Here is a 14,944-nt window from a genome sequence, read left to right on the forward strand (position 1 = left end):
ATGAGCATCGAGCCCATCATCCGCATCGAAGGCGTCAACAAGTGGTACGGCCAGTTCCAGGTCTTGACCGACATTGATCTGAGCGTGGCGCCGGGTGAGCGCATCGTCGTCTGCGGGCCTTCGGGCTCGGGCAAATCCACGCTGATCCGCTGCATCAACCGGCTGGAGGCGGTGCAGCAGGGCCGCATCACGGTGGACGGGATCGAGCTCACGGCGGGCGGCAAGCAGGTCGAGGCGGTGCGCCAGGAAGTGGGCATGGTGTTCCAGCAGTTCAATCTGTTCCCGCACATGACGGTGCTGCAGAACTGCACGCTGGCACCGATGCGCTCGCGCGGCCTCTCGCAGGCCGAGGCCGAGGAGATCGCGATGAAGTACCTGAAGCGCGTGCGCATCCCCGAGCAGGCGCTGAAGTACCCGAGCCAGCTGTCCGGCGGCCAGCAGCAGCGCGTCGCGATCGCGCGGGCGCTGTGCATGACGCCCAAGATCATGCTGTTCGACGAGCCCACCTCGGCGCTCGATCCCGAGATGGTCAAGGAGGTGCTGGACACGATGATCAGCTTGGCCGAAGACGGCATGACCATGCTGTGCGTCACCCACGAGATGGGCTTTGCGCGCAGCGTGGCGGACCGGGTGATCTTCATGGCCGATGGCAAGATCATCGAGCAGGCCCCGCCCGCCGAGTTCTTCGCCGCGCCCAGGCATGAGAAGACCCGGCAGTTCCTCGGCCAGATCCTGAGCTCGGCGCACTGATGACTGCAGCACCGATACTGATCTCGCTGTCGTCCTTCGGCGCCAGCGAGGTGCTCCGGCACGGCCAGCTGCACTACACGCGGCTGGCCCAGGCGGCCGGTGCCGATGGCGTCGAGGTGCGTGGCGAGCTGCTGGCCAGCGAGGCCGAGCTGCCGGCGCTGGCCGCGACCGGCATGGTCAAGGTATTCTCCAGCCCGACCGGGCTGTGGACCGATGAGGGTCGGCTCGATCTGGCGGCGCTGGAGCAGGGCCTGGCCACGGCACATCAACTCGGCGCCTCCCGGCTGAAGATGGCCATCGGGGGCTTCGCTGGCGCCGACGAACTGCCGGCCCTGCGCGAGCACCTGGCACACGGCGAGATCGAACTGGTGATCGAGAACGACCAGACGCCGTCGGCCGGCACGGTCGTCGCGCTGCAGCGCTTCTTCGCCGCCGCTGACGCGGCGGGACTGGATCTGGGCATGGTCTTCGACATGGGCAACTGGCACTGGCTGGGCGAATGCCCGCAGCAGGCCGCCGCCGCGCTCGGCGCCCGCGTGCGCTATGTGCATTGCAAGGGGGTGCAGCGCGAGCGCTCGCGCTGGATCGCCGTGCCGATGGCCGACTCGGCCGCGCCCTGGCGCGCCGTGTTGCGGGCCTTGCCGCGCGCGCTGCCCTGGGCGATCGAATATCCGCTGCAGGGCGCAGACCTGCAGGCCACCACCCGCAGCGAGCTGGGCTTGCTGCAAGACGCAAGAGAGCAACAAGCATGAGCAGTCTGGATGTGATCACCTTCGGCGAGGCCATGATGATGCTGGTCGCCGACCGGCCGGGGCCGCTGGAACTGGCCGAGACCTTCTCCAAGCGCACCGCCGGTGCCGAGACCAATGTTGCGATCGGCCTGGCCCGGCTGGGTCTGCGGGTCGGCTGGGCCAGCCGCCTGGGCGCCGACTCGATGGCGCGCTATCTGCTGGGTGCGATGCAGGCCGAGGGCATCGATTGCTCCCATGTAGTTTGCGACCCGACCCAGCGTACCGGCTTCCTGATCAAGGGCCGGGTCAGCGACGGCAGCGATCCACCGATTGAGTACCACCGCAAGGGCTCGGCCGCCAGCCTGATAGGCCCCGGCGATATCGACGCCGCCTGGCTCACCTCGGCCCGCCATCTGCATGCCACCGGCGTGTTCCCGGCGCTGAACGCCAACACCTATGCCGCCGCCGAACGCACGCTGGCCCTGATGCGCGCGGCCGGCCGCACAATCTCCTTCGATCCGAATCTGCGGCCCACGCTGTGGTCCAGCCGCGAGGCGATGGTCGCCGGCATCAATGCCTTGGCCGCCAAGGCCGACTGGGTGCTGCCCGGCATCGAGGAGGGCAAGATACTGATGGGCTCGGACGACCCCGTGGCGATCGCGCGCTTCTACCGCGGCCTCGGCGCCAAGCTGGTGATCGTCAAGCTGGGCGCGGATGGCGCCTACTACGACAGCGACACCGCAGGCAGCGGCCATGTGGCCGGCTTCCCGGTCGCAACCGTGGTCGACACGGTCGGCGCCGGCGACGGCTTCGCGGCCGGCGTCATCAGCGCCTTGCTGGCCGGTCGCAGCGTGCCCGAGGCGGTCAAGCGCGGCTGCTGGATCGGCGCGCGTGCGGTGCAGGTGCTGGGTGATACCGAGGGCTTGCCGACCCAGGCCGAACTCGAAGCGGCGGGCCTGTGAGCCGAGTCCTCGTTTTCCGGGAGTTGCCGGTCGACCAGCTGGCGCGCTTGCAGGCGGTCCATGAGGTCACCGTCGCCGACCCGCGCAAGCCGGATCAGCGCGCCGCCTATGACGCGGCGCTGGCCGAGGTCGAGGGACTGATCGGCTCCAGCTTCAAGATCGATATCGCGCAGGCGCCCCGGCTCAAGGTGGTGTCCAGCATCTCGGTAGGCGTCGACAACTACGATCTGGCGGCCTTGAAGGCGCGCGGCATCCTGCTCTGCCACACGCCCGGCGTGCTGACCGAGACCACGGCCGATACGATCTTCGCGCTGATCATGGCCGCGAGCCGCCGTCTGGTGGAATTGGCCCAGCATGTGCGCGAAGGCCACTGGGACAAGAACATCGGTGAGGATCTGTTCGGCTGGGACGTGCACGGCAAGACCTTGGGCGTCCTGGGCTTCGGCCGCATCGGCCAGGCCGTGGCGCGCCGCGCGGCGCTGGGCTTTGGCATGCCGGTGCGCTACTACAGCCGCCGGGCGGTCGAAGTGCCAGGTCTTGAGGGCAAGGCTCAACACGGCAGTCTCGACGAGGTGCTGGCCGGCTCCGACATCATCGCGCTGACCCTGCCGCTGTCCGAGGACACCCGCGGCCTGATCGGCGCGCGCGAGTTCGCGCTGATGAGGCCAGGTGCGATCTTCGTCAATGGCGCGCGCGGAGCCATCGTGCAGGAGGACGCGCTGCTGGCGGCGCTGGACAGCGGCCATCTGCGCGCTGCAGGCCTGGATGTGTTCGCCACCGAGCCGCTGCCGCTGGACTCGCCGCTGCGCAGCCACCCCAAGCTCACGGCGCTGCCCCATATCGGCTCGGCCACGCACGAGACCCGGCACCGCATGGCGGTGCTGGCCACGGACAATCTGCTGGCAGCGCTGGCCGGGCGCACGCCGCCGGCGGTCTACTCCCTGTGAGACCTCAGGGTGCCAGGTCTTGCGCCCACGCCGGATTCAGCAGCGCATACACCTCATGGTCGCGCCACTGGCCGTCTATGAAGAGATAGCGCCGGCTGAGGCCCTCCTGGGCAAAGCCCAGGGCTTGCAGCACGGCGCGGCTGCGCTGGTTCTCGGGACGCACGGCGGCCTGGATGCGGTGCAGGCGGACCTGGGCGCCGAACATCTCGGCGATCACGGCGCGCAGCGCTTCCTGCATCAGGCCCTGGCCCTGGGCCTGCTCGTCGAGGCTGTAGCCGAGGATGGCGTTCTGAAAAGCGCCTCGGGCGACCTGGGACAGATGGACCTGGCCAACGAGCCGGGCCGGGTCCTCGCGCAGGCTGAACCAGTAGCGATAGGCGCTGCCGGCAGCGAAGGCCTGCTCGCCCTGGGCGAGGCGTTCGGCCACCGTCTCGGGTGCGAAGAAGTCGGCCGGGTAGGGCGGGTCCCAGCGTGCGAAATGGGCGGTGTTGCGCTGCTGGTAGTCGCAGACGGCGGCGGTCAGCGCCACCGAGGGCGCGCGCAGCAGCAGGCGCTCGGTGTGTAGCGCGAAGGCGGCCATGCCTTTACTCATGCGGCGGGGCGTAGCGGCGGCGCGAAGCGCAGTGCCATCGCGATGCGGTTCCAGGCATTGATGCCGGCCACGGCGGCGGTCAGAAAGCTCAAGGTGGCGGCGCCGAACTCGGCCAGTGCGCGCTCGTACAGCGCGTCGTCGGCGCCACCCTGGGGCGCCAGGGTCAGCGCTTCGGTCCAGGCCAGCGCGAGGCGCTCGCGCTCGCTATAGACCGGTGCCTCGCGCCAGGTGGCCAGCAGGTCCAGCTTGGCCGCCGGCACTTGCAGATCGCGGGCCACGTTCAGATGGAACTGCAGGCAGAAGGCGCAGCCATTGAGCTGCGACGCGCGGATCTTGATCAGCTCCTGCAGGTCCTTGGGCAGGCCCGAGGCGTTGACGGCCTTGCCCAGCGCGATCAGGGCTTCGCTGACGCCGGGCGTCAGGGCGGCGAATTCGGGACGGTCGATACGGGCTGCGGTCATGGGGTGAGGGCGGTTCAACAAGGATGGCGGGATTATCGGCGGCGGGGCTGGGGCAATTTGTCCAAAGGCAATTTGTCCAATCGCGCGCGGCCGGCATAACCCGAAGAATGGTCCTCTGTTGAGCCAGCGCAAGCCCGCAATCCCGTGGGCTTGCGCGGCCGCAAGGACTTCCATGGATGCTTTCATGCTGGCCCGCATGCAGTTCGCGGCCAATATCACCTTCCACATCCTGTTCCCGACCATCAGCATCGCGCTGGGCTGGGTGCTCCTGTTCTTCCGCTGGCGCTGGCTCAAGAGCGGTGCGCTCGCCTGGCTGACGGCCTACCGTTTCTGGACCAAGGTGTTCGCGCTGACCTTTGCGCTGGGTGTGGTGTCCGGCATCACGATGAGCTTCCAGTTCGGCACCAACTGGCCCGGCTTCATGGAGCGGGCCGGCAATATCGCCGGGCCGCTGCTGGGCTACGAGGTGCTGACGGCCTTCTTCCTCGAAGCCGGTTTCCTGGGCGTGATGCTGTTCGGCCATGGCCGGGTCAGCGAGCGCGTGCACCTGGGCGCCACCTTGATGGTGGCCTTCGGCACCACGCTCAGCGCCTTCTGGATCCTGAGCCTGAACTCCTGGATGCAGACGCCGCAGGGCTTCGAGATCATCAATGGCGAGTTCCATGCGCTGAGCTGGATGGAGGTGATCTTCAATCCCTCATTCCCCTATCGCCTGGCGCACAAGCTGCTGGCCTCGGGCCTGACGGTTGCCTTCATCCTGGCCGGCGTCAGCGCCTGGCAGCTGCTGAAGGGCAAGGTCCAGCCCCATACCGCGCGGGTGCTGCGGGTCGGACTGAGCCTCGCGGCCCTGCTGATCCCGCTGCAGATCCTGGTCGGCGATCTGCATGGCCTGAACACCTTGAAGCACCAACCGGCCAAGATCGCCGCGATGGAGGGCGTCTGGCAGACCGAGCGGGGCGCGCCGCTGCTGCTGTTCGCCTGGCCCAACGAGAAGACCCGCAGCAACGACTTTGCGATTGGCATCCCGAACGGCGCCAGCCTGGTGCTGACCCACCGCGCCGACGGCGAGATCCGCGGCCTGGACGAGTTCAAGGGCGCACATCCGCCGGTGGCGCCGCTGTTCTTCGGCTTTCGCATCATGGTGGGTCTGGGCCTGCTGATGCTGGCGGCCAGCTGGCTGGGACTGTGGCTCTACAAGCGCCGCGGCTGGCAGGCCGAGCGCCTGCCGCGGCCGCTGCTGCGCCTGCTGGTGCTGATGAGTTTTTCCGGCTGGATCGCGACGGTGGCCGGCTGGTATGTGACCGAGATCGGCCGCCAGCCCTTCATCGTCTACGGCCTGCTGCGCACCGCCGAGGTCGTCTCGGCGACGCCGGCGCCTTTGATTGCCGTCACGCTGGCCGGCTATCTGAGCCTGTACCTGGCATTGCTGGTGGCCTATGTGGCGGTGATCAAGACCATGGCCGAGAAGCCGGTCGACGCCACCCTGCCCGGGAAGGGCGCCATCCATCTGAGGACTGCCGCATGAACGCCGATATCTGGATGCCCCTGGTCTTCATGGGCCTGATGGGCCTGGCCCTGCTGATCTATGTGGTGCTGGACGGCTATGACCTGGGCGTGGGCCTCTTGATGGCCGGCGCCCCGGATGCGCACAAGGACCGCATGGTGGCCTCGATAGGCCCGTTCTGGGATGCCAACGAGACCTGGCTGGTGCTGGGCGTGGGCATCCTGCTGATCGCCTTCCCCAAGGCCCATGGCCCGATTCTGCAGGCGCTTTACCTGCCGGTGGCCGTGATGCTCTTGGGCCTGATGCTGCGCGGTGTGGCCTTCGACTTCCGCGTCAAGGTGCAGGCGCAGTGGAAGCCGCTGTGGAACCGCGCCTTCATCGCGGGCTCGCTCTTGGCCTCGCTGGCCCAGGGCTGGATGCTGGGCCGCTATATCAGCGGCTTTGCCGAGGGGCCTGCTTACACGCTGTTTGCCGCCGTGATCGCGCTGGCGCTGTCGGCCGCCTATGCGCTGCTGGGTGCCGGCTGGCTGCTGATGAAGACCGAGGGCGAGTTGCAGGCCCGCGCGCTGCGCAGCGCCAAGCGCGCCTGGCCGGCCGTGGTGCTGGGCCTGGCGCTGATCTCGCTGGCCACGCCCTGGATCAGCCCGACAGTGCGCGCGCGCTGGTTTGCCATGCCCGAGCTGATCGCGCTGCTGCCGATCCCGCTGATCAGCGTCCTGGCCCTGCTGGCCTTGCGGGCGCTGCTGAACTCGCACCGGGTGCTGGGCAAGCTGTGCTGGCTGCCGTTCGCGCTGATGGTGCTGGTGATGCTGCTGGGCTTTTTCGGCCTGGCCTACAGCCTCTATCCCTTCGTGATGATGGACAGGATGACGATCTGGCAGGCGGCCGCCGCGCCGAAGTCGCTGCAATTCATCTTGCTTGGCTGCGCGATCACCGTGCCGGTGATCCTGGCCTACACGGTGTTCGCCTACCGGGTGTTCTGGGGCAAGGCCGGCGATCTGCGTTATGGATGAGGGCTGAGCTCATCCGCCGCTGCCGCAAGTCATGCCGAGCAGATCGCAATTCGTCGCCTGGCGCTGGTGGCGGGGGGCCTGACTTTCGATACTCCCTCCATCGCGAATCTGGCGGTGAAGGGGAGACAATGAACAAGAATGTGGCGTCCACCAACTACCATGCCCTGCTGGCGCCTCTGGTCCTGGTGGCCCTGCTGGCGCCGGCTGCGCCGGTGCAGGCCAGCGAGCTGGTCAAACTGGCGCGGCTGGTCGTCACCGGCAAGCGCCTGGGCCCCGAGCCCACCGCCGCCGAGCGGGCCCGCATTCAGCAACTGCCACCCGTGCTGATCGAGGGTCGGCGCAGCACCGACGGCCTGCAAGTGGCGGCCCAGCCGCGCGGCTTGCCCAAGGCCTTGTGATGCACCAGGGTGGTGTGTTGAGCCCGCTTTCATCCCCACGGCCGGGCGCCGGCGCACCGTCTGCTGGCGCCACCGTCAATCGCTGTGCGCCAGTCGCGCAGGCCCCGCAGCGGCACTGATTTACCCCCTCCCGCGCCGCCGCGTTTGCGCTCACACTGCGCGGCTTTGCGGGCCCCTGGTCTTCCAGGGCGGCAACAAGCCCGCCAGCGATCGAGGACCAGAGATGAGCAGCAAGCAGTGGCGCAAGGGCGTGCCCTTTCATGCCGATGTGGCGCCCTGGGTGCGCCATATGCCCCAGGTCGACGAGTACCGTGAGAACCTGCTGCGCCTGCAAGCCGCCTGGGACAGCCTGGCCCTGCTGGGCCAGATGAGCGGGGCGGCCGCCGATATTGCCCACACCCGGACGGCTTTCGAGTCGCTGACCGCCCGGCTGCTGGACAGCCTGGCGCGGCGTCTGCTGGACAACGCGCGCCAGCGCCTGCAGGGGCAGGCCCAGGTGGCGATCGACATCCTGGTGCGCAATCTGTTCGAGCGCACGGCCGACGTCGGCTTTTTGGCCGCCGATGCGCCCTTGCGCGCGCTGGCCGCCGGCGGTGACGACAAGGCGGTCGAGGCTCGGGCCGCGCTGGAGGCGCGCTTCCGGGCCTATGTGGCCAAGTACTCGGTCTACGACGATATCGTCCTGCTTTCGCCCCAGGGCCTGGTGCTGGCGCGGCTGGACCGCAGCGTCGCGGCCACGCACAGCGCCGACCCGCTGATTGCGCAGGCCCTGCGGCCCGGCGTGCCCTATGTGCAGCGCCATGGCGCCACCGATCTGCTGGACGGGCGCACGGGTCTGATCTTCGCCAGCGCGGTCCGGGGTGAGGAGGGCGAGGCCTGCGGGGTGTTGTGCCTGTCTTTCCGCCTGGCCGACGAGATGCGCGGCGTGTTCGCCCAACTGCTGCCGGCCGGCGAGCGCACGGTGCTGGCCCTGGTCGACGCCCAGGGTCAGGTCTTGCAGAGTTCGGATGCCTGGCAGATCCCGCCCGGCGCCCGGCTGCCGGCCGTGTCGCGGCAGCGCCTGGTGTTCGCCGGGCGCGACTATCTGGCCGTCGCGGCGCCGGCCAATGCCTACGAGGGCTATGCCGGGCCGGGCTGGTCGGCCGTGGCGCTGCTGCCGGTCGAGCAGGCTTTCGATATGGATCAGGCGGCGCAGCCGAGCTCCGGCGACGCGCTGACGGCCGGGCTGGACACCCGCGATCTGTTCGATGCCGAGCTGCACGGCATTCCGCTGGAGGCCTCGCGCATCCAGCGCGATCTGTCGCGCGCGCTGTGGAACGGCAGCCTGCGCAGCCGTGCGCACAGCGAGGCGGCCGGCTTTGCAATCACCTTGCTGGGCGAGGTCGAGCGCACCGGCCAGCGCCTGCGCCTGGTGTTCGAGCAGGCCATCGCCAATCTGCAGCATTCGGCGCTGGCGGCGGTATTCGACAGCGCGGTCTTCCATGCCCGGCTGGCCATCGACATCATGGACCGCAATCTCTACGAGCGCGCCAACGACTGCCGCTGGTGGGCGCTGGACGCCGAGCTGCAGCGGCTGCCGAGCGGCGAGATCACGGTAGCCCAGGCCGGCGAGCGCCTGCGCCATATCAACAGCCTCTACACGGTCTATGCACTGCTGCTGGTGTTTGACGCCGAGGGCCGGGTGCTCACGGTGTCCGACCCCGCCCAGGCCCATCAGCAGGGGCGGCTGCTGGACGCGCCCTGGGTGGCCGCCACCTTGGCGCTGCGCGATCGCGAGCGCTACGCGGTCTCGCCGCACGCGGCCTGCGGGCTCTACGGCCAGCATGGCGAGCGGCCCACCTATGTCTATGCCGCCGCGCTGCCGGCGCCCGACGATGGCAGCCGGGTGCTCGGCGGCATCGCGGTGGTGTTCGATGGCGAGCCGCAGTTCGCTGCGATGCTGCGCGATGCGCGGCCGCCCGGCGCCAGCGCCCTGCTGCTGAGCCGCGATGGCCGTGTCGTGTCCTCGACCGACCCGCGCTGGCCGGTCGGCGGCGGCGGGCCGCTGGCCAGCGCCGATCTGGCGCTAGCCGCCGGCGAGACCCGCCGCTGCGAGTTGGAGATTGACGGCCTGGTGTATGCGGTGGGTATCGCGATGTCGGGCGGCTACCGCGAGTACCGGCGCGGCGCCGCGCCCGGCGAGCAGGATGTGGCGGCGGTGATGCTGATGCCGCTGGGCCAGCGCCTGGCGCCGGCCCCCGGGCTGCCGCCCGCGTTCGAGCCCGAGGCATTCCGGGCCGAGCTCGGCGCTCCGATGCTGGATGTGGCCAGCTTCCTGGTCGACGGCCAGTGGCTGGGCCTGCCGGCCCGGCAGACCTTGGAGGCGCTGGAGCGTCCCCGTCTCACCGGCATGCCGAATGCGCCGGCGGCCCTGCTCGGCATGCTGAGCCATCAGGAACAGATGCTGCCGGTGCTGGATCTGGGGCGCCTGCTCTATGGCCGGCCCAGCGCGGCGAGCGAGGCGCCGGTGCTGGTCTGCCAGCGCGAGGGCGGGCAGCGCCTGGCGCTGTGCGTGCAGGAGCTGGGCCAGGTCTTCAGCATCGCCGCCGAGGCCGCGCGACCCAGCCCGACGCGCGGTGGCCGCGAGCGCCTGCTGCGCGGCGCGGCCGGCGGCCCGATGCTGACCCTGCTCGATGTCGAGGACCTGTGGCGCCAGCTCGCCGGTGGTGAGCTGGCGGGCGGGCTGGCGGGTGGCCTGGACCTGATCGAGGGTTGATCAGCCCCAGCCCGGCGGGTTCGGGTGCAGTCGCGCCATCGCATAGCTGTCGACATAGCGGCCGGCACGCAGTGCGTAGGCGCGCTGGCGGCCCTCGATCTCGAAGCCGAAGCGCTGGTAGAGCTTCAGCGCGCGCTCGTTGTCGACAAAGACGCCCAGCTCGATGCGCAAGACCTGGCCCCAGTTGTCGGCATAGTCGATCAGCGCGGCCATCAAGGCCTTGCCGACGCCGCGCCCCTGGGCCTGCGGGGCGACCGCCAGGCCCAGATGCATCACATGGCGGCGGCGCAGCGCCGGACCGGCCGCGTGCAGGCCGGCGCTGCCGACGACCTCGCCGCCGGTCACGGCCACCAGGGGCAGGTCGGTGCCACCGGGCGTCAGATTGTTCTTCAACCGCTGCTCCCATTGCTCGGTCGAGGCGTGGGGCAGTTGCAGCAGGCCCGGCAGCACCTCGGGGTGACTCATCAGCTGGGCCATGGCGGCGGCGTCGGCGGTCTGGCTGCGTCGTATCGTGATGTCCATGGTTTCCTCCTTGTGGGATGGCAGGGCGAAAAAAAGCCCGCTGGGTCTCAGCGGGCTCGGGGGGGATTCGGTGGGGTGTTAGCGTGGGGGCCTGCCGCTGTACCGGCCCCGGCGCGTATCGTCAAAGACGAAGCGATGCATCTGCTGGGAGCAGATGGCTAGGGTCAGGTGTTGAGGGCGGCAAGGGCGCGACATGGGCCCAGTATGCGGGGCCTGGCGCGACAAGGTCAACTGGGCGCGCGTCGCATCGCGGCGACAATACGGCGATGCCTCGCCTGTCCGCCATCGTCCCGCCCAGCCCCGTCATCGAAGCAGTAGCGCCACGCCCGCGCGGCCAGCCGCAGCCGGCGCTGCGCTATGCGCTGCGGGCCGGGCCCAGCGCGATCGACGGCCTGGGGGTGTTCGCCGAGGAGGCGATCCCGGCGCGGCGCAAGATCGGCGAGATGCGCGGCGAGTCGATCTCGGTGCGCGAGGCGCGCCGCCGCGCCAAGGGGCGCGAGCGCATCCACATCGTCGAGGTGTCGGAAACCCGCGCGGTGGACGCGACCGACTCTCCCGAGCCGATGCGCAATATCAACCATTGCTGCGCGCCCAACGCGGTGCTGCGCATCCGCCAGGGCCGGGTCGAGTTCTATGCGCTGCGCGATATCGAGCCCGGCGAGGAGATCACCTGCCACTACGGCGACAGCCACCACGAGGGGCGGCTGCGCTGCCGCTGCGGCGCGCCGAACTGCAGCGGCAGGCTCTGAGCCGAGCGGTGCTGCTCAGTGCAGCGGTGCTTCCGGTGCCGGGTGCTGCAGCCAGAACAGGCGCAGGTCCTGCACCGAGAACAGCGCATCGTCGATCAGCACGTCCTGGTCCACCTCTTCGCCCTCGTCATAGGCCTCGACGATATAGGCCTCGCGCTGCTCGCCGGCCGGCATCGCGACGGCGGCCACCGACATCAGCATCGCGTCCAGCATCTGGCCGGCCTCGCTGTCGGTGTCGTGCACATACCAGTGCTGCTGGTTGTCTTCCACCGCCTGCATAAAGCCCTCGACCCACATGACACCGGTGGGCGGCAGCTCGGCCAGCTGCTCGGCGCGCAGCACGCCTTGCGACAGCAGCTCGGCCTTGGTGGCCTCGTCGAACTCGGTGATCAGCGGGCTCAGCTGCATCGCGTCGGGCTGCTCGGCCAGCGGCTCGGGCGCCAGGTTCTCGGCGATCTCGTTCCAGCGCTCGTGCAGCGCGTCGGTGAAGGCCTCCAGCTGGTCCTGCGCCTGCAGCGGCTCGGGCCAGTTCTCGCCGAACAAGGCGTCCATGGCCTGCAGCGGCGAGGCGACGACGGGGCCGCAGATCAGCGCCGTCATATAGCCGTCCAAGGTGTCGATCGGCACCGCCTCTTCGTCCTCGCTCGATTGCGCGGCAAGAATATTCAGCAGGGCGGCCAGGCGCTCGGCGTTGTCATGGTCCAGGGTGTCGCTCACAAGCGCCTCCTCAAAAAGCAGAAAAGAACAGGGGCCCCGCGGGGCCCCCGTGTGTGGAATATCGTAGCCGGGATCAGAGCAGGCGTTCGCCGACCCAGGCCTGCACGCCCGCCAGGGCCGCAGGCAGGGCTTTCGCATCGGTGCCGCCGGCCATCGCCAGATCGGGCTTGCCGCCACCCTTGCCGCCGACCTGCAGCGCGACGAAGTTGACCAGGTCGCCGGCCTTGATCCTGGCCGTGCTGTCGGCCGTCACGCCGGCGGCCAGCTGGACCTTGTCGCCGTCGACGGCGGCCAGCACGATGGCGGCGGTCTTCAGCTTGTCCTTGAGCTTGTCCATGGTTTCGCGCAGGGTTTTCGCGTCGGCGCCGGGCAGCAGGGCGGCCAGCACCTTCAGGCCCTTGACGTCCACCGCCTGGGCCAGCAGCTCGTCGCCCTGGGCCGAGGCCAGCTTGCTCTTGGCGGCGGCCAGTTCCTTCTCCAGCGACCGGACCTGGTCCAGCACCGCATGGATGCGTTGCTCCAGCTCGGCGGGCGCCGTCTTCAGGCTGCCGGCGACGGCCTGCACCGTGGCTTCCAGCGACTGCAGATAGGCCAGCGCGTTGTCGCCGGTGACGGCTTCGACGCGGCGCACGCCGGCGGCCACGCCGCCCTCGGCGACGATCTTGAACAGGCCGATATCACCGGTGGCCCTGACATGGGTGCCGCCGCACAGCTCCTTGGAGCTGCCGATGCTCAGCACGCGCACCGTCTCGCCGTACTTCTCGCCGAACAACATCATCGCGCCGCTCTTCTGCGCATCGTCCAGCGCCATGACCTCGGCCTTAGCCCCGGCGTTGGCCAGGATCTCGGCGTTGACGATGGCCTCGACCTTGGCGATCTGCTCGGCCGTCATCGGCGCGTTGTGCGCGAAGTCGAAACGGGTGCGCTCGGCGTTGACCAGCGAGCCCTTCTGCTGCACATGGGCGCCCAGCACCTCGCGCAAGGCCTTGTGCATCAGGTGGGTGGCGCTGTGGTTGCGCACGGTCTTGGCACGAGCCTCGGCGTTGACCTTGGCGACGAACTGGTCGCCGACCTTGATCGCGCCTTCCAGCACGCGGCCATGGTGGCCGAACACATCGGCCTGGATCTTGATCGTGTCCTCGACGGCAAAGCGGCTGCTGTTGTTGCGCAGCTCGCCGGCATCGCCCGCCTGGCCGCCGCTCTCGGCGTAGAAGGGCGTGTGGTCCAGCACGATCACGGCATCGTCGCCGGCCTTGGCTTCCTCGACCGCAATGCCGTCCACATAGACGGCCGTGACCTTGGAGGTTTCACAGACCAGGTGCTCATAGCCATGGAAGGCCGTCGGCGCGCCCTTGTACTCGAGGCCGGCGGCCATCTTGAACTTGCCGGCCGCACGGGCCTGCTCGCGCTGGCGCGTCATCGCGGCGTCGAAACCGGCCTGATCCACCGTGACGCCGCGCTCGCGGCAGACATCGGCGGTCAGGTCGACCGGGAAGCCATAGGTGTCGTGCAGCTTGAAGGCGGTCTCGCCATCGAACACGGTTTCACCCTTGGCCAGCGCGGCCTCGAGGATTTCCATGCCGTTGGCGATGGTCTGGAAGAAGCGCTCCTCTTCCTGCTTCAGCACCTCGGTCACGCGGGCCTGGGCCTGGCGCAGCTCGGGGTAGGCATCGCCCATCTGGTTCACCAGCTCGGCGACGATTCTGTGGAAGAAGGGGGTGCGCGCACCCAGCTTGTAGCCATGGCGGATCGCGCGGCGGGCGATGCGGCGCAGCACATAGCCACGACCCTCGTTGCCGGGGATCACGCCGTCGACGATGGTGAAGGAGCAGGCGCGGATGTGATCGGCGATGACCTTCAGCGAGGCGCTGTCCTTGTCGCAATCACCGGCGCCGGCACCGTCGACGGCGGCCTTGGCGGCGGCCAGCAGGCCGACAAAGGTGTCGATCTCGTAGTTCGAGTGCACATGCTGCAGCACGGCCGCCAGGCGCTCCAGGCCCATGCCGGTGTCGACCGAGGGCTTGGGCAGCTTGTGCATCACACCGTCTTCGGTGCGGTTAAACTGCATGAAGACGTTGTTCCAGATCTCGATATAGCGGTCGCCGTCCTCATCCGGGCTGCCCGGGGGGCCGCCGGCGATCTCGGGGCCGTGGTCGTAGAAGATCTCGGTGCAGGGGCCGCAGGGGCCGGTATCGCCCATCATCCAGAAGTTGTCGGACATATAGCGGCCGCCCTTGTTGTCGCCGATGCGCACAATGCGCTCGGCGGGCACACCCACCACCTTGTTCCAGATCTCGTAGGCCTCGTCGTCCTCGGCATAGACCGTGACCCACAGCTTCTCGGCCGGCAGCATGAACTTGGTCGTCAGCAGCTCCCAGGCGTACTGAATCGCATCGTGCTTAAAGTAGTCGCCGAACGAGAAGTTGCCCAGCATCTCGAAGAAGGTGTGGTGGCGCGCGGTGTAGCCGACGTTGTCCAGGTCGTTGTGCTTGCCGCCGGCACGGATGCACTTCTGGCTGGTGGTCGCGCGGCTGTAAGCCCGCTTGTCGAAGCCCAGGAACACGTCTTTGAACTGGTTCATGCCGGCATTGGTGAACAGCAGCGTCGGGTCATCGCCGGGCACGACCGGGCTGGAGGAGACGATCTGATGCCCTTTGGACTCAAAGAACTTCAGAAAGGTTTGGCGAATCTCAGCTGCTTTCATTCCGGGGCTTTCCTAGCGCACCACCGGCATGAGTCCGGCGGTAAATGCTTGATTTTTCGGGGATTTCGATTATAGGGCGGGCCTCGCCCGGCGGCGCCGCGCCAGCGGTTAGAGTTGCGCCATCACCGCGTCGATGGAG

The 14,944-nt window shown here is 68.9% G+C and carries 14 protein-coding genes; 9 read left to right on the top strand and 5 right to left on the bottom strand.

The features are described from left to right. From O5M90_RS25510 to O5M90_RS25525, 4 genes are read left to right on the top strand one after another with little or no spacing between them, the layout of a single operon-like run. The gene (locus O5M90_RS25510) at positions 1–750 is read left to right on the top strand and encodes an amino acid ABC transporter ATP-binding protein (RefSeq protein WP_269841062.1); all 750 of its coding nucleotides are present in this window, start codon (positions 1–3) and stop codon (positions 748–750) included. Continuing rightward, the gene (locus O5M90_RS25515; protein ID WP_269841061.1) at positions 750–1,502 is read left to right on the top strand and encodes a sugar phosphate isomerase/epimerase family protein; all 753 of its coding nucleotides are present in this window, start codon (positions 750–752) and stop codon (positions 1,500–1,502) included. The genes O5M90_RS25510 and O5M90_RS25515 overlap by 1 nt, the downstream gene beginning before the upstream one ends. Continuing rightward, positions 1,499–2,443 (top strand): sugar kinase, encoded by a 945-nt coding sequence (locus tag O5M90_RS25520; protein ID WP_269841060.1) that lies wholly within the window; start codon positions 1,499–1,501, stop codon positions 2,441–2,443. Before O5M90_RS25515 ends, O5M90_RS25520 begins: the two co-directional genes overlap by 4 nt. Next, complete coding sequence (locus tag O5M90_RS25525; RefSeq protein WP_269841059.1) at positions 2,440–3,390, top strand: 2-hydroxyacid dehydrogenase; 951 nt, start codon at positions 2,440–2,442, stop codon at positions 3,388–3,390. Before O5M90_RS25520 ends, O5M90_RS25525 begins: the two co-directional genes overlap by 4 nt. A 4-nt stretch (positions 3,391–3,394) precedes the next feature. Here the strand turns inward: O5M90_RS25525 and O5M90_RS25530 are convergent, their stop codons facing one another. Both O5M90_RS25530 and O5M90_RS25535 read right to left on the bottom strand, forming a co-directional pair. Further along, complete coding sequence (locus O5M90_RS25530; protein ID WP_269841058.1) at positions 3,395–3,982, bottom strand: GNAT family N-acetyltransferase; 588 nt, start codon at positions 3,980–3,982, stop codon at positions 3,395–3,397. Next, the gene (locus O5M90_RS25535) at positions 3,979–4,443 is read right to left on the bottom strand and encodes a carboxymuconolactone decarboxylase family protein (RefSeq protein ID WP_269841057.1); all 465 of its coding nucleotides are present in this window, start codon (positions 4,441–4,443) and stop codon (positions 3,979–3,981) included. Before O5M90_RS25535 ends, O5M90_RS25530 begins: the two co-directional genes overlap by 4 nt. A gap of 172 nt (positions 4,444–4,615) precedes the next feature. Here O5M90_RS25535 and O5M90_RS25540 point away from each other — a divergent pair, with 172 nt between their 5' ends. The 4 genes from O5M90_RS25540 (at position 4,616) to O5M90_RS25555 (ending at position 10,113) form a co-directional block, all read left to right on the top strand. After that, entirely contained in the window at positions 4,616–5,968 is a 1,353-nt protein-coding gene (locus O5M90_RS25540) for a cytochrome ubiquinol oxidase subunit I (RefSeq protein WP_269841056.1), read from the top strand. Next, positions 5,965–6,960 carry a cytochrome d ubiquinol oxidase subunit II gene (locus tag O5M90_RS25545; protein WP_269841055.1) on the top strand — a complete coding sequence of 332 codons (996 nt, stop codon included), beginning with the start codon at positions 5,965–5,967 and terminating at the stop codon, positions 6,958–6,960. Before O5M90_RS25540 ends, O5M90_RS25545 begins: the two co-directional genes overlap by 4 nt. A 128-nt stretch (positions 6,961–7,088) precedes the next feature. Next, entirely contained in the window at positions 7,089–7,358 is a 270-nt protein-coding gene (locus O5M90_RS25550; protein ID WP_269841054.1) for a hypothetical protein, read from the top strand. 223 nt (positions 7,359–7,581) lie between these two features. After that, the gene (locus O5M90_RS25555; RefSeq protein ID WP_269841053.1) at positions 7,582–10,113 is read left to right on the top strand and encodes a chemotaxis protein CheW; all 2,532 of its coding nucleotides are present in this window, start codon (positions 7,582–7,584) and stop codon (positions 10,111–10,113) included. Here the strand turns inward: O5M90_RS25555 and O5M90_RS25560 are convergent, their stop codons facing one another. Continuing rightward, positions 10,114–10,635, bottom strand: a complete 522-nt coding sequence (locus tag O5M90_RS25560; RefSeq protein ID WP_137943332.1) for a GNAT family N-acetyltransferase — start codon at positions 10,633–10,635, stop codon at positions 10,114–10,116. Between the two features lie 266 nt (positions 10,636–10,901). Between O5M90_RS25560 and O5M90_RS25565 the strand changes: the two genes are divergently transcribed. Further along, the gene (locus O5M90_RS25565; protein ID WP_269841052.1) at positions 10,902–11,384 is read left to right on the top strand and encodes an SET domain-containing protein; all 483 of its coding nucleotides are present in this window, start codon (positions 10,902–10,904) and stop codon (positions 11,382–11,384) included. A 15-nt stretch (positions 11,385–11,399) separates the two neighbouring features. Here O5M90_RS25565 and O5M90_RS25570 read toward each other — a convergent pair whose 3' ends face one another. Together O5M90_RS25570 and alaS are read right to left on the bottom strand one after the other, a co-directional pair. Continuing rightward, positions 11,400–12,101: a UPF0149 family protein gene (locus O5M90_RS25570; protein WP_171018281.1), complete on the bottom strand. Its 702-nt coding sequence runs from the start codon at positions 12,099–12,101 to the stop codon at positions 11,400–11,402. 73 nt (positions 12,102–12,174) lie between these two features. After that, complete coding sequence (gene alaS, locus O5M90_RS25575; RefSeq protein ID WP_269841051.1) at positions 12,175–14,805, bottom strand: alanine--tRNA ligase; 2,631 nt, start codon at positions 14,803–14,805, stop codon at positions 12,175–12,177. Positions 14,806–14,944: the final 139 nt, after the last annotated feature.

Source organism: Paucibacter sp. M5-1, from assembly GCF_027498415.2.
GTDB lineage: Bacteria > Pseudomonadota > Gammaproteobacteria > Burkholderiales > Burkholderiaceae_C > Roseateles_E.